This window comes from Flavobacterium sp. KH_001, from assembly GCF_057840745.1.
On the sequence record NZ_CM174520.1, the window covers coordinates 709068 to 729882 of the forward strand.

At 34.0% G+C, this 20815-nt stretch carries 24 protein-coding genes and 1 tRNA gene; 8 read left to right on the top strand and 17 right to left on the bottom strand.

What is annotated here, in order from left to right; genetic code table 11:
- Positions 1–60: 60 nt before the first annotated feature.
- The 6 genes from recJ (at position 61) to AC3ITQ_RS03330 (ending at position 6781) form a co-directional block, all read left to right on the top strand.
- Positions 61–1761, top strand: coding sequence for a single-stranded-DNA-specific exonuclease RecJ (gene recJ / locus AC3ITQ_RS03305; RefSeq protein WP_489236798.1), 1701 nt, complete (start codon positions 61–63; stop codon positions 1759–1761).
- Positions 1751–3031 (top strand): MFS transporter, encoded by a 1281-nt coding sequence (locus AC3ITQ_RS03310; protein ID WP_489236799.1) that lies wholly within the window; start codon positions 1751–1753, stop codon positions 3029–3031. The genes recJ and AC3ITQ_RS03310 overlap by 11 nt, the downstream gene beginning before the upstream one ends.
- Positions 3031–3951: an alpha/beta fold hydrolase gene (locus tag AC3ITQ_RS03315; protein WP_489236800.1), complete on the top strand. Its 921-nt coding sequence runs from the start codon at positions 3031–3033 to the stop codon at positions 3949–3951. Before AC3ITQ_RS03310 ends, AC3ITQ_RS03315 begins: the two co-directional genes overlap by 1 nt.
- A 165-nt stretch (positions 3952–4116) precedes the next feature.
- On the top strand, positions 4117–4980 hold the full coding sequence (locus AC3ITQ_RS03320; RefSeq protein WP_489236801.1) for a carboxypeptidase-like regulatory domain-containing protein: 864 nt from the start codon (positions 4117–4119) through the stop codon (positions 4978–4980).
- 152 nt (positions 4981–5132) lie between these two features.
- Positions 5133–5489 carry a hypothetical protein gene (locus tag AC3ITQ_RS03325; RefSeq protein ID WP_194657449.1) on the top strand — a complete coding sequence of 119 codons (357 nt, stop codon included), beginning with the start codon at positions 5133–5135 and terminating at the stop codon, positions 5487–5489.
- An 83-nt stretch (positions 5490–5572) separates the two neighbouring features.
- Positions 5573–6781 carry a cytochrome c3 family protein gene (locus tag AC3ITQ_RS03330; protein ID WP_489236802.1) on the top strand — a complete coding sequence of 403 codons (1209 nt, stop codon included), beginning with the start codon at positions 5573–5575 and terminating at the stop codon, positions 6779–6781.
- Positions 6782–6785: 4 nt separating this feature from the next.
- Here AC3ITQ_RS03330 and AC3ITQ_RS03335 read toward each other — a convergent pair whose 3' ends face one another.
- From AC3ITQ_RS03335 to AC3ITQ_RS03350, 4 genes are all read right to left on the bottom strand, one after another.
- Positions 6786–7529, bottom strand: a complete 744-nt coding sequence (locus AC3ITQ_RS03335) for a UDP-2,3-diacylglucosamine diphosphatase (protein WP_026983567.1) — start codon at positions 7527–7529, stop codon at positions 6786–6788.
- 103 nt (positions 7530–7632) lie between these two features.
- On the bottom strand, positions 7633–8082 hold the full coding sequence (locus AC3ITQ_RS03340; protein WP_072969736.1) for a 6-pyruvoyl trahydropterin synthase family protein: 450 nt from the start codon (positions 8080–8082) through the stop codon (positions 7633–7635).
- A gap of 31 nt (positions 8083–8113) precedes the next feature.
- Positions 8114–8290: a hypothetical protein gene (locus AC3ITQ_RS03345; protein ID WP_489236803.1), complete on the bottom strand. Its 177-nt coding sequence runs from the start codon at positions 8288–8290 to the stop codon at positions 8114–8116.
- A 411-nt stretch (positions 8291–8701) separates the two neighbouring features.
- A complete protein-coding gene (locus AC3ITQ_RS03350; protein WP_489236804.1) occupies positions 8702–9466 on the bottom strand; it encodes an enoyl-CoA hydratase/isomerase family protein in 765 nt (254 codons plus the stop codon).
- Between the two features lie 352 nt (positions 9467–9818).
- Here AC3ITQ_RS03350 and AC3ITQ_RS03355 point away from each other — a divergent pair.
- Positions 9819–9892: transfer RNA gene (locus tag AC3ITQ_RS03355), tRNA-Ala, on the top strand.
- A gap of 66 nt (positions 9893–9958) precedes the next feature.
- Positions 9959–10207: a GIY-YIG nuclease family protein gene (locus AC3ITQ_RS03360; protein WP_489236805.1), complete on the top strand. Its 249-nt coding sequence runs from the start codon at positions 9959–9961 to the stop codon at positions 10205–10207.
- A 315-nt stretch (positions 10208–10522) separates the two neighbouring features.
- On the opposite strand, the gene AC3ITQ_RS03365 is transcribed toward AC3ITQ_RS03360, so the two are convergent.
- From AC3ITQ_RS03365 to AC3ITQ_RS03425, 13 genes are all read right to left on the bottom strand, one after another.
- A complete protein-coding gene (locus AC3ITQ_RS03365) occupies positions 10523–11566 on the bottom strand; it encodes a hypothetical protein (RefSeq protein WP_489236806.1) in 1044 nt (347 codons plus the stop codon).
- Positions 11567–12077: 511 nt separating this feature from the next.
- Positions 12078–12773: a hypothetical protein gene (locus AC3ITQ_RS03370; RefSeq protein ID WP_489236807.1), complete on the bottom strand. Its 696-nt coding sequence runs from the start codon at positions 12771–12773 to the stop codon at positions 12078–12080.
- Positions 12774–12850: 77 nt separating this feature from the next.
- The gene (locus AC3ITQ_RS03375) at positions 12851–13432 is read right to left on the bottom strand and encodes a DUF4411 family protein (RefSeq protein ID WP_489236808.1); all 582 of its coding nucleotides are present in this window, start codon (positions 13430–13432) and stop codon (positions 12851–12853) included.
- Positions 13429–14583 (bottom strand): ImmA/IrrE family metallo-endopeptidase, encoded by a 1155-nt coding sequence (locus AC3ITQ_RS03380; RefSeq protein ID WP_489236809.1) that lies wholly within the window; start codon positions 14581–14583, stop codon positions 13429–13431. Before AC3ITQ_RS03380 ends, AC3ITQ_RS03375 begins: the two co-directional genes overlap by 4 nt.
- Before the next feature lie 170 nt (positions 14584–14753).
- Complete coding sequence (locus AC3ITQ_RS03385; protein ID WP_489236810.1) at positions 14754–14888, bottom strand: HNH endonuclease; 135 nt, start codon at positions 14886–14888, stop codon at positions 14754–14756.
- 374 nt (positions 14889–15262) lie between these two features.
- Positions 15263–15928 (bottom strand): hypothetical protein, encoded by a 666-nt coding sequence (locus AC3ITQ_RS03390; protein ID WP_489236811.1) that lies wholly within the window; start codon positions 15926–15928, stop codon positions 15263–15265.
- 41 nt (positions 15929–15969) lie between these two features.
- Positions 15970–16416, bottom strand: coding sequence for a hypothetical protein (locus tag AC3ITQ_RS03395; protein WP_489236812.1), 447 nt, complete (start codon positions 16414–16416; stop codon positions 15970–15972).
- A 188-nt stretch (positions 16417–16604) separates the two neighbouring features.
- On the bottom strand, positions 16605–16808 hold the full coding sequence (locus AC3ITQ_RS03400) for a zinc ribbon domain-containing protein (RefSeq protein ID WP_489236813.1): 204 nt from the start codon (positions 16806–16808) through the stop codon (positions 16605–16607).
- Between the two features lie 171 nt (positions 16809–16979).
- Positions 16980–17264, bottom strand: coding sequence for a superinfection immunity protein (locus AC3ITQ_RS03405; RefSeq protein WP_489236814.1), 285 nt, complete (start codon positions 17262–17264; stop codon positions 16980–16982).
- A complete protein-coding gene (locus AC3ITQ_RS03410; protein WP_489236815.1) occupies positions 17261–17677 on the bottom strand; it encodes a hypothetical protein in 417 nt (138 codons plus the stop codon). The genes AC3ITQ_RS03405 and AC3ITQ_RS03410 overlap by 4 nt, the downstream gene beginning before the upstream one ends.
- A 299-nt stretch (positions 17678–17976) precedes the next feature.
- Entirely contained in the window at positions 17977–18933 is a 957-nt protein-coding gene (locus tag AC3ITQ_RS03415; RefSeq protein ID WP_489236816.1) for a lipid A deacylase LpxR family protein, read from the bottom strand.
- Positions 18923–19696 carry a monofunctional biosynthetic peptidoglycan transglycosylase gene (gene mtgA, locus AC3ITQ_RS03420; RefSeq protein WP_489236817.1) on the bottom strand — a complete coding sequence of 258 codons (774 nt, stop codon included), beginning with the start codon at positions 19694–19696 and terminating at the stop codon, positions 18923–18925. The genes AC3ITQ_RS03415 and mtgA overlap by 11 nt, the downstream gene beginning before the upstream one ends.
- Complete coding sequence (locus tag AC3ITQ_RS03425) at positions 19696–20808, bottom strand: NAD(P)/FAD-dependent oxidoreductase (protein ID WP_489236818.1); 1113 nt, start codon at positions 20806–20808, stop codon at positions 19696–19698. The genes mtgA and AC3ITQ_RS03425 overlap by 1 nt, the downstream gene beginning before the upstream one ends.
- Between the last annotated feature and the right edge of the window lie 7 nt (positions 20809–20815).

The window sequence follows — 20815 nt, forward strand, 5'->3', positions numbered from 1 at the left end:
AGATTAAACGATTTTTGATTTCTCCAATCTAAAATCTAAAATCAAAAATCTACAATTAAAATGCGTTGGACATTAAAACCAAAACCTTCTGAAGATAAAGTCAAACATTTGGCGCAAGCCTTAAATGTAGAAGATTTTGTAGCAACACTTTTGATTCAGCGTGGGATTGAAACTTTTGAAGATGCCAAAAATTTCTTTCGCCCCTCATTAGAACATCTTCATGATCCTTATCTGATGAAAGATATGGACAAAGCGGTTGCCCGAATCGAATCGGCTATTGAAAATCAAGAGAATATTTTGGTTTTCGGCGATTATGATGTTGATGGAACGACTGCTGTTTCTTTGGTTTCTTCTTATTTGAAATCGCATTATCCAAACATTGCCACTTATATTCCGGATCGTTATGACGAAGGTTACGGAATTTCCTTTAAAGGAATTGACTTTGCAGATGATAACGGTTTCTCCTTAATTATTGCACTCGACTGTGGAATAAAATCCATTGATCATATCGCCTACGCAAAAGAAAAAAACATTGACTTTATCATTTGTGATCACCACAGACCCGGAAATACGCTGCCGGATGCGGTTGCTATTTTAGATCCGAAAAGAGAAGACTGCTCCTACCCTTACGATGAATTGTGCGGTTGTGGCGTAGGTTTTAAATTGATTCAGGCTTTAGGTCAAAATCGAGACGAAACCATCGAAGATCTGGTTCCTTATCTGGATTTAGTTGCTACGGCAATTGCTGCAGATATTGTTCCGATCACAGGCGAAAATCGTGTTTTGGCTTACTTCGGATTAAAGGTAATCAACAGCGATCCAAGACCAGGAATTAAAGCTTTGGTGCATCAGGTAAAAAAGAAAGTCTTAGATATTACAGATGTTGTTTTTATTATTTCGCCGAGAATTAATGCGGCGGGCAGAATCAAACACGGTAATCATGCTGTTGAACTGTTAACCGAATTTGATTTTGATCAGGCACAGCAATTTGCTTCAGAAATTGAACAGTACAACGCAGACCGAAAAGATTTAGATAAAAAAATCACCAAAGAAGCTTTTCAGCAAATTATAGAAAATCAGGAAGAAGAACGTTTTTCGACGGTTGTTTTTCAGGAAGACTGGCACAAAGGCGTTATCGGAATCGTCGCTTCGAGACTAATCGAAACGTATTATCGTCCGACTTTGGTTTTCACTAAAAGCGGTGATAAATACGCAGCTTCGGCAAGATCGGTAAAAGGTTTTGATGTTTATAATGCTTTAGATGCCTGCGCGCATCATTTGGAACAATTTGGAGGTCATATGTACGCGGCCGGAATGACATTGAAAGCAGAGAATTATAAGCCTTTTAAAGAAGCTTTCGAAAAACAGGTCGAAGAAACTATTTTACCTGAAATGCGAACTCCGGAAATTGAAATCGACGCAGAGATTAATTTTTCAGACATTACCCCAAAACTCATCCGGATTTTAAAACAATTTGAGCCTTTTGGCCCATTGAATATGACGCCGGTTTTTATGACTACAGATGTAAAAGATACTGGTTACGCTAAAACGCTGGGTTCAGAAGAGGAACATTTGAGATTGTTTGCGAAGCAAAATAACTCAGAAGGAATTGCCGCAATTGGCTTCGGACTTGGAAAAAAATTAGACATTACAAAAAATCAAAATACTTTTCAGCTGGCTTACACTATTGCTGAAAACGAGTGGAACGGAAATATTTCCACTCAACTTATGTTAAAAGATATTCGGACAAATGGAAAATAAACAAAAGAAAAACGACCCGTATCAGGCACTTCGTTTTAGAGAATTTAATATGTTTTTATTATTGCGTTTTGCAATGGTTTTTGCCTGGTCCATGCAGTTTATTGTTATTGAATGGGAAGTTTACAGCATAACCAAGAACCCGCTTTCACTTGGAATTATTGGTTTGATGGAAGTAATTCCAGCCGTTTCAATGGCCTTATTTGCCGGACATATTGTCGACCAAAGAGAGAAAAAGGGAATGTTGGTATGGTGTATTTTAGGTTTTACCGTCATTAGTTTTGGTTTATTTTTATTAACCTGGCCTGCAGTTGTCGGCGATGCATCACATGATCTTATTTTATATTCAATTTACTTTTTAGTATTTCTGGGCGGATTAGTTCGTGCTTTTCTTGGCCCAACGATATTCTCGCTTTTATCTTTAATTGTACCTAAAAAAGCTTATCCAAATGCTGCAACCTGGAGTAGTTCGGTTTGGCAGATTGGTTCGGTTTTAGGACCAGCTGTTGCTGGGTTTTCTATCAATTGGATAGGAGTTCACTGGTCAATGTGTCTTGTTGTTGGTTTCTCTGTTTCAGCCTTAATTGCTTTAACTCAAATCGAGAAAAAACCAATTCTGAATCCGAAGATTGGCGAACCGGTTATGGAAAGTTTAAAGGAAGGAATTAAATTCGTTTTCAATAATAAAACTATTTTAGGAGTACTTTCTCTTGATATGGTGGCCGTTCTTTTTGGTGGCGCCGTGGCTTTATTACCTGTTTTTGCTCAGGATATTTTAAAAGTCGGCCCGGAAGGTTTTGGTGTTTTAAGAGCTGCGCCTGCAATTGGTGCTTTTATTACGATGCTGATTTCAGCTTACGTTCCGTTATACAAAAAAGCCGGAATGAAACTGTTGATTGCTATTTTCATCTTCGGACTTTGTATTATTGTTTTTGGAGTTTCAACCATTTTCTGGCTATCTGTTGTGGCGCTGTTTTTAAGCGGTGTTGCTGATGGAATTTCAGTCGTAATCCGCCAGACGATTTTACAGCTTAAAACGCCTGATCATATGCGTGGACGTGTTGCGGCAGTAAACTCTATGTTCGTGGGTTCATCAAACGAATTAGGCGCTTTTGAAAGCGGTTTAACAGCCAAATTAATGGGAACAGTAACGTCAGTAGTTTTTGGTGGAAGTATGACCTTATTGACTGTTTTAGGCTTCGGAGTAGCATCGCCTACCTTTAGAAATTTAGATCTTCAAAAAGATATGGAAGATCATCAAAATATGGAATAATGAAAAAACTATTATTGGCTTTCTTTTTTACCATTTCCCTTTTTGCAAGCGGACAGCATCTCTACATCAAAACGTACGGAAACAAAAAAGAGAAAGTCCTAATTTTTATTCATGGCGGCCCGAGTGGCAACTCCACTTTATTTGAAGGCACAACGGCTCAAAAATTAGCTGATTTAGGATTTTACGTAATCATTTACGACCGAAGAGGCGAAGGAAGATCTGCTGATCCTGAAGCTAAAATTACCTATGCAGAAGCCTTTGACGATTTAAATTTGATTTACAAAAAATACAATCTCAAAAAAGCCACACTTCTGGCGCACAGTTTTGGCGGTTTGGTCGCCACACTTTATACAGAGAAATATCCTCAAAATGTGAGTAACCTCATCATGGTTGGAGCCTTATTCTCGCAACAGGAAACTTACGATCATATTTTAAATTCGGTTACAAAAATTGCAACCGCTAAAAAAGATACAACTCAGTTATCGAAAATAAAGGCAATCGAAAAGCTCAGTAAAAATTCTGCTGAATATCGAAAAGCTTGTTTTGATCTGGCAAGTGAAAATAATTATTTCAAAATGCCAAATCCAACGGAAGCTTCAAAAAAACTGTACAGTGATTATGAAGCAAGCGATTTCTTCAAAACGAATATCCGAAACAAAAATGCTCCATTCCTTTTCTACAAAAATGAAAAGCAAAACAACATTGAAACCAGACAATCTTTAAATAAAATAAAGAAAAAGGGGATTCCTATTTATGCGATTTACGGAAAAGAAGATGGTGTTTTTTCATCGGCACAAATCAATTCTACAAAAGGTATAGCCGGGCAAAATCATTTTGTATTATTGGAAAACTGTTCGCATTATTTATTTGTCGATCAGCAAAATGAGTTTCTCCAAAATATTAAGAAATGGCTTAAATAAAATTCTACAAACCCATTATCCTATTATAAAATTTATAGCAAATAGTCTTTCGGAATCATTTTATTTATGCTTAATAAATTCAAATCATTGAAAATGTTAAACTTAGGATAAAGTAATTTTGAACAGCCAACTTATTTCATTTCTTTATAAGAAAATTAATTGTAAATGAAATATAACATTACTCTCCTATTCTTCTTGCTTACTTTTGGAATAACGGCTCAGGAAAATTCAATTTCCGGCGAAATAAAAGATGCCAAAAACAACTCAAATTTAGATTATGTCAATATCGGTATTTCGGACAAAAATACCGGAACGATTTCTGACGCAAAGGGAAATTTCAATTTAAAATTGAATGACAAAGTCACTCCGAACGATACGATTGTATTTTCGCATATTGGTTTTGAGACTAAAAAAATACTGGTCAGTCAACTGAAGTCAGACCATAATAAAATAATTCTGGAACCTTCTGAAAACACTTTAAAAGAAGTGGTAGTACAATTCAAAAAACCAAGATCAAAACAATTTGGCCGAAGCGCAAAAGGTCTTTCCCTTATGCATGCTAATTTTTTCTACGCGATGGATAAAACCATTGATGATCGATTAAGTCGGGAAAAAGGAATGCAATTCAAAATCAAAAAAGATTGCAAGGTCACTGATTTTAATTTCAACATTACAGCAAATGACTTTAAAACAGTCAAATTCAGATTAAATTTTTACAAAGTCGAAAATGATTTACCATCAAAAATTATTGTCGAAAAAGACATTCTCTTTGAAGTAAAGGATGGATTTCGAGGATTATATACCTTAGATCTAAAACCGTATGATATTTATTTAGATAAAGAAATGGGAGAAATTGCCGTAACCATCCAATGGATAGAAAGCGTAAAGAAAGATGAAAAAAGCAAATTCTTCGCGATTTCAACTGCTGTAGCACCAACTGAAACCAGTTTTTCCAGAGAAAGAAATAGGAGCACCTGGTACAAAAGCGGCCAAAGCCTTACCTTCTACCTCAATACTATGTGCCAATAATTTTACTTCACCATATACGTCATATAAGCTTTTAAAGCCAAACTTAATTTTCTTACATGACTTATATGGTGAAATAATTTTTCCAAATTTTATGATTTTCTATTTAGAATTAATATAAATAATATTTATATTTGTTGAAATAATGGATGGCAATGAGAGAAATAGAACAATTATACCATAACAATTTTGGAATTTCCTTTTACTGGAAAAAGGAGAACGAAACCATTACTGACAAAGTACAATTGGTTTTTAAAGAAACCGGATTCTATTTTACAGTTCAGGAACTGAATTACTTTTGTGATTTGATCGAAGACAGCATGATCGAAAATGCCTGTTGCGAAGCTTGTGAACTAAAAAACTCCTGTCACAAATTTCTACTTAAAACACCTTGCGCCCAAATTGATTTAGCGGTTTCTATAAAAGAATTAAAATCAATTAAAGATTTGGTAGAAGGTTCTTTATTCCGAATTGAACTGGATGAATATGTTTACGGTGTTGGGATGAATTAAGAAATATTCTAAAGATTTTAACTCCATTTTTTCATTATTGAGATATATTTTTATTTTCTTCAGAAAAAAGTATATTTACAGCAATGAAAAAATTAAGCATTCTTTTTGCCATTACTGTTTTAGCCGTTTTTCTATCCAACTGCTCGAACAAATCAGATGAATATATTGACCCTCGCGGAACCGATTATGCCGGCTCCGAAAGCTGTATTCAGTGTCATCAGACCCAATATGACATGGCTTTAAAAAGTTCGCATTTCAAAGCAACTGCTCCCGCCTCTCTCGAAAATATTTTAGGTGATTTCGACAAAGGAAATCATACTTTCATCTACGATAAAAACACCAAATTAGTCATAGAAAAACGCAACGACAGTCTTTATCAGGTTTTGTATAAAAACGGAAAAGAAGTTGAAGCACATCGTTTTGATATTGTTTTTGGAGCTAAACATGCCCAAACCTCTGTTTATTGGCGAAATAAGAATACCTACGAGCTACCCATTTCTTATTACCATTCTATAAAAGGCTGGGCCACAAGTCCGGGATTCCCAGCTGACAAACCTTACTTTGACCGAATGGTGGTTAAAGATTGTTATTCGTGTCATGCTTCAAACGCAAGCAGTCGCAGTGTGCAGCAAAATTCAGCTGAGAAAAATCTAATGTCAATGGATGTTGAAGATATAATTGATCCTAAAACGATAGTTTATGGAATTGATTGTGAACGATGCCATGGCCCGGCCAAACAACACGCCGAATTTCACCTGAAAAATCCAAACGTAAAAGTGGCCAACAGCATTACCAGCTTGAAAAACTTAAACAGACAACAAAAATTAGATGCCTGTGCCTTATGTCACGGCGGAAATGACGGAATGAAATTGAAATCGCGTTTTGATTTTAAACCAGGAGATAATTTATCGGAATTTTACAGAAGTACAAGAAGCGTTACAGACACCGCTACGTTTGACGTTCACGGAAATCAATTTCGTTTGATGGCGCAAAGTAAATGTTTCATCAACAGCGAAAAAATGGATTGTATTACCTGTCATAATCCACACGAAAATGCTTCTAAAAACTTAGCTTCTTACTCTAAAATGTGCATGAGTTGTCACCAAGCAGGTGGAAAACATACCGATAAAACACTTAAAACAATGTCAGGAAGTTTATTGGCTAGTAATTGTGTAGAATGTCATATGCCGAAAAAATCATCTGGTGCGATTAAATTTCAGCTTTCTGACAGCAAACAATTGTCGAATTATATTCTGAGAACGCATAAAATTGGAATTTATCCGGCTAAATAAAGATTTACTTTTCGAATTTTTTCAATTCAAAAGTTTCGCCATCAAAAACACCGTAAGTAAAATAACCAATCCAGTCGCCCAGATTCACATATTTGGATTCTTCTCCAACCGGAATAATCATAGGTAAATGACGGTGGCCGAAAATAAAGTAATTGTAATGTTTGGTTTCGAGTTTACGTTTGGCGTATAAAACCAGCCATTCGTTTTCTTCCCCTAAAAATTTCACGTCTTCGTCACCTGAAATCAGTTTGTTTTTAACCGATAAATATTGCGCTAAACTAACGCCAACATCAGGATGTAGCCAACGGAAAAGCCATTTTGAAAACGGATTTGTAAATACCTTTTTCATTCGTTTATAGCCTTTGTCACCAGGACCTTTTCCGTCGCCGTGGCCAATTAAAAAGGTTTTCCCGTTAAAAGTAAATTCCTTATTATCATGATAAACCGGAATATTCAATTCGGTTTCAAAATAATCATTCATCCATAAATCATGATTTCCAACGAAGAAATAAATCGGAATACCGCTGTCGCGAATCTCGGCCAATTTGCCTAAAATACGCACAAAACCTTTTGGTACAACCGTTTTATATTCGAACCAAAAATCGAATAAATCACCCAATAAAAAAATAGCTTCTGCATCTTCCTTTACCTCATCAAGCCAGGCCACAAATTTCTTTTCACGCGGTAAACTAGACTCAGGAGTTGGAGCACCAAAATGCTGATCAGAAGCGAAATATATTTTTTTCATTTAGATTTTTAGATTGTGAGACTTCTTAGAATATTAGATCTTAGACTTTTTTGATTTCTGTTTGGAAACTTTCGACTTTAGACTTTAGACTTTAGACTTTCGACTAGTTGTCTGAAGCGTACCATTCTGCAAACGACGATTCTGTTTCCTGAAGTTTAAGAGAGAATAAGGTAATTCCGGCAGGAAGTCTTGCGATAATTCTTTCAGCAAAATCAACCACCATATTTTCACTTGTGGGTTGGTAATCTACCAAAATTACGTGATGTCCGCGGTTTTTCAATTCATTTGCCAGTTCGATATGCGGTGTTGTTTCGTTAAAAACAGTTGCATGATCAAACTGATCGACGATTTCTTCTTTTACAATTTTCTTTAGATCCGAAAAATCAATGACCATTCCGTATTTCACATTCGACCGATCCGTGATTGGCGAACCAATAACCGTTACCGATAATTTATAACTGTGCCCGTGAACGTTCTTGCATTTTCCGTCGTAACCGTACAAAGCGTGCCCGGTTTCGAAGTTAAATTGTTTTGTAATTCTGATATTACTCATCGATTTGAATTTTAGGTTGCAAATTTACGAATTAATAACCGTTTTCATCTCTTTTTTTGGCACGGTTATACATCCAGTACGCAATTCCGATTAAAATCACGAAAGGAATAAACGATCCAATGATCACTCCAATCTGATAACCGCCATCAGGAGCGTTCTTAATTTTCTCCGCAACATCAACCTGAACAACTAAAGGGATAATTTTCATATTCAATACATTTATATTAAAAACAGCTTGAAATCTTTTAAATTACTTGCCACAGATTAAAGGATTAAAAAGATTAATCTATTAAATCTGTGCGATCTGTGGCAAAAAAAATAAACACATAGAAACATAGATCCTATACTTTCAAAAGGTAACCAAAAAGCTAGCTTTCACACTAGCGCATAATATTTATAAAGAGTTGCCACAGATTAAAGGATTAAAAAGATTAATCTATCAAATCTGTGCGATCTGTGGCAAAAAAAAATAAACACAAAGAAAAACAGATCCTATACTTTCAAACGGTAACTAAAAAGCTAGCTTTCACACTAGCGCAAAATATTTATAAAGAGTTGCCACAGATTAAAGGATTAAAAAGATTAATCTATTAAATCTGTGCGATCTGTGGCAAAAAAATTACTTCTTAAATTGTGTCAAAGCCTCTTTCGCGAAATCAGACAAAACCAATTTCCCTGTAATGGCTGCGCGTTCAATCAATATCGATTCCCATTGCTCTGTGCCTTCCCAAATGATTTTCTTCATTTCGAATAAAGCTTCTGGATTGTACGAACTCAGTTTTTGAGCAAAATTCTCCACAGCAGCGTCCAATTCCTCAGCATTATGTAGCGATGCATAAAGTCCTTTCTCCAAAGCCCATGCTGCCGATTTCCAATCGGTTGCTGCCAACGTCATTTCGGTCATCGCCGTTTTACCAATTTTACGCGAAACAGCCGGTTCAATCACAAACGGACCAATTCCGATCGTCAGTTCCGATAATTTAATCGCACTTTCACTCGTAGCCAAAACATAATCGCAAGTCGCAATAATGCCGACACCACCGCCAACCGCTTTTCCCTGAACGCGGCCCACAATCAATTTCGAGCAGTTTCGCATGGCATTTAACAAATGCGCAAAACCAGAGAAAAACTCCGTTCCCTGTTCTTCATTTTCCACTTGCAAAAGTTCATCAAACGAAGCGCCGGAACAAAAAGCTTTCGAACCTTCGCTCTGTAAAACAATAACCGAAACCGCTTCATTTCGGCTTAAATCGTTAATTTCCAATGTCAACCGATTCAACAATTCACGCGGAAAAGAATTACTCGCCGGATGACCAAATTGCACCGTCGCAACGGCATTTTGAAAAGTAGTTTGTAAAGAACCGTTTTGAATTTCTGCACTCATAAAAATAGTTTTGAACGTAAAGTTACGGTTTTGAAAAATAATTTCACCCGAAGCCTTTTGAAATTTGTTTTTTGAAAATTAATTGACTTTATTTGCTAACGCTTTGGGGGATTAGCTCATTTGGCTAGAGCGCCCCGATGGTAATCGGGAAGGTGACCGATTCAAGTTTTACAAAGTCAACAAAAAAGGGGGATTAGCTCATTTGGCTAGAGCGCCCCGATGGTAATCGGGAAGGTGACCGATTCAAGTTTTACAAAGTCAACAAAAAAGGGGGATTAGCTCATTTGGCTAGAGCGCCCCGATGGTAATCGGGAAGGTGACCGATTCAAGTTTTACAAAGCCAACAAAAAAAGGGGGATTAGCTCATTTGGCTAGAGCGCTTGCCTGGCAGGCAAGAGGTGATCGGTTCGAATCCGATATTCTCCACAAATATTTTCAACAAAAAAATACCCAAACAGTTTTTCTGTTTGGGTATTTTCATTTATACTAGTTATGTTTTACACTTATATCATTTATTCATCTGCGATTAACAAATACTATGTTGGTTCGTGCCAAGATGTTCATCAACGATTACAAGACCACTTAAATAGTAGAAGCAAATACACAAAAGTAGCTAAGGATTGGGAACTAAAATATTTTGAAACTTTCCAAACTAGAAGCGAAGCCACACAAAGAGAATTACAAATCAAAAAAATGAAAAGTCGAAAATATATCGAAAATTTGATCGAAACAAAAGGCTAGTGTATCCCGATGCATCGGGAGGGTGACCGGTTCTCCCGATATATCGGGACGGTATTCTCCACAAAAAACCGTATTACTTTATTGTGATACGGTTTTTTTTTATGGAAATATCAAACCTTATGAAAACGAATCCTTCTAATCTAGCCCCGATAGAACTGGAAATCCTTTTATGCTGGGGTTCAGCATAAAAGATTGAAAGGGATAGCGGGACTGCTCGTCTTTTAAAAAACAAAACTTCTGCTCCTGAAAACAAAAAAACCGCATCACTTTATTGTAATACGGTCTTTTTTTTATTTCCATTAAGAAAATCATTTCCTATTCATACTCAAATACCCTAATATCTGTAGTATAATTAAATCCAGCCGAATCGTACTTTATTAAGTATCCATCTGCATCATAAAAATACTTCGGAACACTTTCAAACTGCAATTGCCAGGCTCCGTTATATAATATATGAGATTCCAATTTTACCACATGCAGATATTGATTGTCTATTTGGTAATAAGGCTCTTTATTATAAACCCCGGCTTTTGCCGGATCAAAAGTATAAATCACATAATTTCTATTGGTCTCCGTTTGATCTGCATTAATTTCATACAAAGTTTTAACGTAAGACGTTTCATCAGGATAGAGATATTTGAAATGCATTTGCGGAATTCTGCCGTTACTTATTGTATTTACATAAAAATACGAATCTACAATTCGGCCCTTATCATCATACTCATAAGTATAACTCACAGATCCATCTGCTTCTATTCTCTTATCAATTAATCCTTTGTCATTATAACTGTAACTGGCTCCAAAGTCAAAAGAACCTACTGCCTTTTTTAATGTCCCATCCGCATTGTATTCAAAACTAAATTCCTCAGGTGGATTAGTATGTCCGTTGTTGGTATAAACAGTCTCTGCTTCAATATTGGTTAATTGACCTAAAGTATTGTATTTATAAACTATTACATTATCGCGTTCTGTATCTACATTCAACTCCTTTTCTCCAGGATCGTATAAATTCTCCGACGGCAAAGCTCTGTAATCGTTTATTAAATCAGTATTAAAATGGTAGGTATAAATATTAGTTCCAATATTTTGCGCATATTTAATTGATCTTACCAAGCGTTTTTGCTCTGCAGCACTCTTTCCCATTTTACTAGCCGAAGCACTAACATTGCGAATCGCTGCCTTCATCATTTCAGATTTTGGAACCGTCGAAACTGGTACTTCAGGCTCTTCCGGTTTAGGCTCTTCCGGTACAACAACCACAGGTTTTTCCGGTTCAGTTTCATCGTTCGAACAGCTAATGACAGTCAGCTGAAACAAAGCAATTATAACAAGTGAAAGGATAAGTAATTTTCTCTTCATATTTACTGATTTACAATAGATTTAGGATTTTCTTGGTATTTTTAAGAATGCTAATATAATACTTATTAAAGTCACTTTTTATTTTCAGACAGTGATCTGTTTTTTATTTGAATCTGGAGCAGAAAGTTTCGTTTTCAAAATACCACCTGTCCCGCTATCCCTTCCAATCTTTTATGCTGAACCCCAGCATAAAAGGATTTCCAGTTCTATCGGGGCTAGATTAGAAGTTTTTGTTTTTATAAGATGTTTGAGCTTGGTTGTGGATTTAGTTTTAGGTTTCAAACCTAAACTGCCTGACTTAAGTCCTTAAATAATAAATCTCTAAATTAAAATTTCGGGATTTCTTTAGATTGTGCATTTAGTTTTTGAGTACGGATTGTAAATCCGCGCTATTGGGTATAATTTAACACAGGAGTACAATACTGCCTTAATTTGAAACGTGTAATTATAAGTTAACACCGCTTTCAGATTTACTTAAATACTACAAGAAAATACCGCCTTTCCATTAAACCTATTGCCAAAACCCCTTAAAAGAAGTTTTAATTGTTGATTTAAAATTTTTAAAAGGATTCTTTTCCCCTTTCAATGACTTATCCAAAATATCACAGTATGAGTTAACATCTTTTGGAGACCAAACTGTGGAATATTCATCTCCAATATCGACAAGAGGACGTTTTAATGACATAGCTGTATTACTTGTATGTTTATATGTTTTATAAGCAATTACAGAATATTTATATAGGATGTTACTCAAAGTTGGAAAACCAAAGATAACATTATACTTTGTCGCAAATCTTGTCCAAGGAATTTTAGAATCTGAACCACCAACTCGGAGAGCTTCTATTACAGCCCAAGAGCAATTAGTTGAAGCCAAATTGTAATTACTTTTCCCACTTGCTAAAAAAACATCCCACCATTCCGCAATCTTTGCTTCATCCAATAAATCAAAATCCCAAACTAAATTAGGTAAGGCGCCCTCAGTTTTTACATCTTCTGCAAAACTGTTAGTGCCTCCTAAATGAGATTTGTATAATTTATCATTTGTTGGCCACCATGATATGTATCTGGAATAAATTCCATTTTTGCAAGTAATTTCCAGTGAACAATGTCCAACATTTATAGTCTCTGGCAGCCAGATATTAATTTTTACCATATTATCGTTTACGTTTCTGTTAATATAGTGGAACAAATAAAATGTATTCCTCATAATTAGCATAAAGTTTCAAATCAAAAGCCATTCTTAATCTACTACTCAAAGTTTTTGTATCGTAATATGCATAAATTTTATTTTACGATGCTGAATTTTATTTCATCGTTAAACATACTTATTAATTCAGGAAGCGTTTTGGTTGTTATATTGAGTTCATAACAGATCAGTGGTATTTTATTAAAAAGTTTATTATCGTTGCTAGAACTGGTTTCTTCTGTAATTAATAATACATCTTCCCCTTTTTGAATAAAATTTAAAGAAGTTATTACAAGTTTCATATCTGCATCTTCTAAAAAACGCTCTTTCTCCACTTCAAATTCAGCATCGCTAATTTGTTTTTGTTTTTTAACAATGGAGTTCACAAAATTATTATCCAATAAATGAAAGAATTTTTTTGGATTTGGTATTAATAGATCAGAAGTTTTAAATGGTTGTTTCGATGCTTTTAAAAAGTCCTTCTCTTTTAAAAACACTAACTTATCTAAAATTACCCCTTTAGCTTGATATTGACATTGTTGATATACCTTATCAATTATGACAATATCTCCATTGCCTATTTTGTTTTTAAAAAAATCAATTAAATGATTTTCATTATCAAAAGGCAAATAGTATCGTACTAATGATAATAGTGAATTTGTATCAATAACTATTTTCATAAGAACGCTTCTAATTTTTCAGGTTTAATATTTAATCGTTTACATACTTCGTATTCATTTATGACACCTTCGTAATAAGCAGTCTGTATAGTTGAAATAAATAATGGCGAATTAATTGGCTTAGGAACAGCTCCCCCGATTTTGATACCATTTAATTTATCTAATTCTTTTTTTCTGCCTTCTTCTGCAATTCGTAATCTATATTGATTGTCAAAATCCTCTCTTATGTTATTGTAGGAAGATTTTGAAATTTTATTTTCATATAATAAACGAGTGTAAAGGGATAGTTTGCTTAGATGTGTAAACTTAGAAATTTCTTCAATTTTTTGGGAATAATAATCGTTTTGGGAATTTGCGAATTTTATTTCGCTAATAAATTTTTCGTAGTTATTAATTAAGAAATAATAGGCAAAATCATTGCACCATCTTTCAATTTTGCTTAAGTTTTCACTTGCAATATTTAAAGTTGTTACTTGTTCAACTTCTTCTTTATTTAATAAATAATGACCAAGCTCGTGGGCTAAAGTGAAAATTTCTCGTTTAAAAGATTTTTGTTGTCTTTTTAAAACAATGAAATTAGGTTGCAGAAAAAAACCATCAATATTAGCTTTTTCTTTTTTGTTCCAAGTCTCAATAAATTCAAAAACGAAAATATTATTTGCACCAAGTTTTCCAATAAAACCTTTTAAAAAATCACGTGAATTCAATGTAGATTCAGGGTATAATATACTTCTTAATTCATTTGCAACATTAAATGGCGAATCAGATGTTTTATAGATTTCAATTTTTCTTTCAAAACTTAAATCAGAAAGTTTAGAGATAGTCGAAAGATTTAATTTTAACTCTTCAAAATGATTGACTATTTTTTTTGTGCCAATATTTAAATCTGAATGGAAATGGTTTTTTCTAAAAAAAATACTTGCTTCTTTATTAACTTCTATGTCTTTTGGATCTAAATAAAAGTTTAAACCCTTATTAAAAATTTTATCGATTCTTTTTAAAACACTTAATTTTATTTCTTCAGAATAAATATCACTTATTTCTATTTTCTTTTTAAGACCTTCATTCACAGAGGACAATAGATCGTCCTTTGTCATATTGTATAATGATAACAAATATTGAATTCTGTTTATATTATGCTCTGTTTTCAAGAAATTTTTTTTTCAAAATTACTAATTAGATTCTGTTTTGTTGCCAACGTTTCAAAAAACTTGCACATAACGTTTTGCTACAAAAGCCAGTTTGGGTCTAAATTAAGTTCATTATTTGGATTTACCAAATCATCGCAAATACAAAACAAACTTGTACAGACTGTTCATTCTCACTTATGTTGCTGTTCATGACAAGACTTACAAATTGAGACTAACCATTCTATTGGTTCTCTTCCTATATTATTTTTTGTGTATCTCTTATGATGAACTTGAGTAGCTTTCCACCACAATAAACACAACGCCAATTATCTCTTTTTAGAACTAAATAACGCTTACGTTGCCATGCGTCTGATTTGAGATAAACATTTTTATAGTAGTCACGCCGATTTTGACGCTCCCTATCGAACATAAAACGTTTTAATGCAAATGCAACTATTGCAATAATTATAAAAAGTATAGTCCCCATAACTAACTGTTTTCATTTTTACTTTTTATGTGTTTTTTTTGTTTTTAAGCATTTGGGGTCATGCTTACACATAAAGTTCTAGTAATTAGAGATATTCAAGAATAAAAATGCGTGTTTTTACCATTAAAAACAAATTTTCAAAGCACAAAACTAAGTTAGTAATTAGATTAATTACCCAAATTTATTGTAGTAGGTGTTACCAACAGGTTTTTTTTATAGGTTCTCTTTATAACTTATTATTACTCTATGAATTATATAGTATATAGAAACTATATTTATCCAAATACTCAATATTATTGAAGCTTTTTGAAAAAAATTAAATTTAAGAAAGTCATTTAAATAATCTTTTATCCAAATATATTCTAAAGAAAATGGTATCAAAACTATTAGCGTTAACGGTATAATTAAAATTGCACCAAAACAACCAAATTTGGATATTCCTTTCGTTGTTAAGTGGCTAATTTCCGCATAATTTGAAATTGGAAGAATTGTTCTTGTAAAATCATCAATTTGTGTATTTATATCAATCTTTATATCTTCATAATTAAAAAACTCTTTTGTGAAATTTTTAATTATTCTTTCGATTTCACCTTTATGATTGTTGATTAATATGTATCTAAAGATGAGGAATGAGAATACCAATGGAATAAAAACTTTTACAGAATTAACGTCTTTTACAGATAAAGGGCCAATTTGGAGACTTTCTAATTGTGCAAAATTTGTTGAGTAAAATAATAATATCAAAATTATCATTAGTAGAGCAATAAAATTATTTTCTTTCTCAATGTCCTTACATTTAGACAATAACGTTGAAAGATAAAAACTCATTTTATCATCGTCATTTTTTGCAATAAGATCTCTTATTTCCTCGTTTTTCATAAACTTGTTTGTAGCGTGTGTTGGCGGGAGTATTTTACTTGCTAATTCCAATTTTTTACGTCTAAACCGATCCCTTTATCTTTTTCTAGTTTTACTTTAAATGCAGGGTTATAAACATTGGTAAGTAAAATGGTTCTTTTGTTGTTAGTTTGACTTATTGATTCAATTTTCCAGACTTTCTCATAGTTATTTCCTTTATCTAAACAATCTTGAGAGTTACAAAGACAAGTATAAATAATATCATCTTTTATATAATATTTTTGAACTGCTACCAAGCCTAAAGTAGAAAAAGGGTTTTTCAAATCATGACCTATTAAAATAGTAATTTCATCTCGCGAAAATACCCATATCCCAATTTGAGATACGAGTCCAGTTTCTGTTGCTTCGTAAGTTCCTTCTATCACATTGCTTTTTTCTTTTACAGAATTGCTATTACATGCCGAGAACGAAGAAATAATGATTAGAATATAAAGTGCTATTAATTTCATTTCAAAATATTATAAGTTTAAAAATAATATCATTTTTAAACTGATGATATATTTAATCACCTTCTTTTTGGTAATATTATCGCCAAAGTCCCCTACTACAGGAAGTTTGGTATTAAATTAAGCCTTATTTTCGGATTTGCCTAAACTTCCCAAGTACAAGACCATTTTTCTGTTTAGCTTTTTTGTTTTTAACTAAACATAGTAACCAAAATAAAAAACAAAATTATTACACCAACAGTAACGAGTATAAACATACATCCGAAATTAAGAGATTGAAGAAATAATCCTTCACGCGGTTTTGTATTTGACTGTAGTGGATATGAACATTTAGGGCATTTTTCAGCTTTATCAGAAACACTTGAACCGCATTCTGGACAATTTATAATAGCCATAGTTTTAAATTTATTTTTGATTTATTTATTCTGCTCTAAAAAACAAATATCCTTATTTTTCTGACCGTCCCATTACGGAAAACCATAATAACAAAGTCTAAATCAAAAGTAACCTTTTATCTACCCAATAGACTACGTACTTTTACCTGAAAAACAATCTGAGATTTAAACTTAAGTTATAGAAGATTTAAGTTTTTTATCTTTTTTCCTGACTTTCTTCTCTTCAGCCAAAATTCTTGCATGTTGTCTGTTTATTTGTAGCGCCCAAATAAAAGAAACAAACCAGCAAAGCACTGTCCATGCGGTAAGAAGATTAAACACGAATAAGTATTTGCTGTTTTTTTTATTCCATGACATAATCGTTGGTATAAAATAAACAAATAACATAACTGCTCCTGCCATTACTTTTTCTATCGTTAGCTCACGATTTTCAAATGGGAGGTAACTTAAAATCATACTTCTTCTTTTATATATTTTCTGTAATACTTTAAAAAATAAACAGGGAAAAATGCTAAAAAAACAGGAACATACATAGCGCTAAAAGATTCATTAAAATCACTAAATTGTTTTTCTATTAATAAAAACAAGAAATATAAAAGCGTTGGAAATATATAATAAAGCCTTTTTTCATTTTCATCATCGAAATAGATAAACAAAGAGGAAAGAAATATTATAACATAAGAAAACAGATTGAATAAAAATACAAGAATTTCTTCTTTATATCTTGTATGTCCCTGAAAATGAAAATTGGTAAAGAATATCAATAAAATAAAACCAGTAACTAAATCTGAAAGCAAAAAGGTACCCCATCTATAATTTGCATAAATAAGACCAATTAAAAAAGCGAACTCAAAAAAATATGTTAGCATGTTTTTATTTTTTATCAGGTTTATAAACTTATAAATTAACAAAACTTTGTGGCAACTTTGTCGAGCTTCTAGTGTGATCCTTCTTTCGTCAGGATGACAATATTGCGGTAACTTTGTCGAGTTTCTTGCGAGGATTTCTCCTTCGTCGAAATGACAATATTACGGTAACGCAAGGCAGCTTTGCGACCTCACCGACAAAGAAACTTTGCTCCCGATAGCTATCGGGATTGCGTAAACCCTTAGCGCACTTTGCGGTTAAAAAAAAACTTAGTGCCTTAGCGCCTTCGTGGCAAAACCCCTTACTTAATCAAAAACCCCAATCGGATCGACCCATAAAAATAACCTGAATTCGTATTCGTTTCAGGATCTTTCAATTCACGGCCGCGGTACAGAAAAGAATACGAAATATTAAAATTGTTGTGACGGTATTTTAAACCAAATTCGGCGTTGAAACGAAGTGGTTCCAACTCAAATGTTACCGGACTAGTGTCACTGAACATACTGCCTTCAATAGTAGCGTCGTAAAATTGGTAATTGACGCTTGGCATTGCATAAAAGTAGAATTCCCTCACATCAAATTGCGGTTGAGCACTTACAGAAGCGTCGTGCAAATTAGAATCGTAAACAGGAAGTAATTTTTTAAAACCTATTCGGGCCAGAAATCCTGTAGAAACACCATCAAAAATAGTCCCCAAATTCACTTCTGACTGAAAATGAAGATCTACAAAATCATTGTGTTTACCTGGGAATAATTTCTTCGAATACATAACATGCGCCTGTACAGCCAACGCATTATGAAGTTGGTTTTCCCAGCCATACACTTTTTTATACCCAATAATATGATGAAAACTTTCCTGTGTTTCACGGCCAAAAGCATTCGGCCCCATATAACCCAACTGAAAATCGGTCTTTAAAACCGATTCGCTGTTGTAGAAAAAACTGCGCCCGGCCTCGGCAAAAAGATAACCGGTAAAAGGACGGTCGTTAACATCAACAGCTGTTTCATTAATAAATCTGGGATTATAAATGTATTGTCCAACACGAAATTCGGTAATCTTTTTATTGATTTTTTCGTTTTCGTTTTTGGAAAGATATCTAAAGAAAAACTCTAATCCATTCGTGTAATACATGTCGTTTTTAGACGAAGTGTATAAATCATTGTCTGTAATAAAACCAAATTCTTTTGTTTTTGACTGACCAAAACCTAAAATTGTTGTCAATAGGAAGAGCGCAAAAAAGGCGTTTCTATTTCCCATTATAATTTATTTTTCCAACAGCGCGCATTTCGCGAACAATTCGTTCTTTGCGTCGATTGATATAACTTGAAGAACCTGTTGCTTTAAATTTTCTTGGGTTTGGTAATATTGCTGCAATTCCGGCGGCCTGCATTTGTGTTAAACTCGAAGCGTCACGACGGTACCAATGTTCTGTTGCTGCATAAGCGCCGTAAACACCATCCCCCATTTCGATACTATTTAAGTACACTTCCATGATGCGTTCTTTGCCCCAGATAATTTCAATCAAAACGGTAAAGTAAGCTTCCAAGCCTTTTCGGAAATAACTTTTTCCCTGCCATAAAAACACATTTTTGGCGGTTTGTTGTGAGATGGTACTTCCGCCGCGAATTCGGCGACCGCGTTCGTTGCTTTTATAGGCTTTTTGAAGCGCTTTGAAATCGAAACCATTGTGGTATAAAAAAGTTCCGTCTTCACTGGCAATAACCGCTTTTTGAAGATTCATCGAAATTTTTTCAATCGGTTCCCAATCGTGGTCAAAGTACACTTCTTTTCCTCCCATTTTATTTTCAATGGCGCGAATTACCATTAAAGGAGTAAAAGGAACCGGTACATATTTAAAAAATATAACGGATCCAATCGAGAGTCCGAAAAACCACAACAGTAATTTAATAAAAAACCATTTAACCTTCTCGCCAAACGTACGATTAGTTTTCTTTTTTGCTGCTGGTTTTGGTTTGCTTGCGGTTGTCTTTTTTGGTGCTGGTTTTTTGGTTGCTGCCATTATATTAAATCTGCTAATTCTGTTCCTATTAAACTTCCTATTGCGACGCCCATTCCACCTAAACGCACTCCACAAAACACGTTTTCAGACAGTTGTGACACAACAGGTTTTTTACTATTTCCTATTCCCATGATTCCGCTCCAACGGTGCGCAATCTGGAATTCCTGATTCGGTAAAATTACATTTTTCAGCAAATCTTCCAACTTATTTTGCACAATTTTGGTTTGACCAAATTCAGTGGTGTTTTCTGTTTCAAAATCTAAGTTTCGGCCACCGCCCAATAGGATTCTGTCGCCTATATTTCTGAAATAATAATATCCGCGATCTAAATGAAAAGTGCCTCGAATATCCAAATTCGGAATTGGCTCTGTTATCAAAACCTGCGCTCTTGCGGGTTGTACAGCTCCTTTTGTTAACGTATTGGCAAACCCATTTGTTGCAAACAATATTTTTTTGGATGTAAAACTAAAATCGTTCAATGCAATTTCAACCTGATTTCCTAAATCTGCATATCCCGTTACCGTTTGCTGATTCAAAATCAGGATATCTGCAGCAACAGCTTGTTTCAGCAATTCCTGCATCATATTTCCGGTATCGATCTGCGCTTCAAACGGATTAAAAATTAAGTATTCCTGAATGTTTTCAAAACCAAATCGGTCTATTTCTTTGGTAAAAACATCCGTCTTAAAAAGTGGTTTTAAAATTTCATTAATAAAAGGCAATCGCGCGACACATTCATTGAAACCTCTTTCGTCTTCTTTCAAAAACAATTCATATCCGCCATGAGGTTTAAAATCTATTGCAGTATCCCCTAATCTTTTTCGGAGTAATTGCAAACCTTGCCAACGTTTTTCAATTAAGGCAATCACATCTTCTTCTGTATGTGTTTTGAGATCTTCCATAATTTCAGAAATACTCCCAAAACAGGCAAAACCGGCATTTTTGGTACTGGCTCCCTGTGGTAACATTCCTTTTTCTAAAACCAGAATTTTCGCCGTTGGAAATCTTTCGCGTAAGCGTAATGCGGCGTGCAAACCTACGATTCCGCTTCCTACGATAGTATAATCAACATTCGTGAACCAATTTTTAAGTTCCCAATAACTTAATTCCATTTGCCAA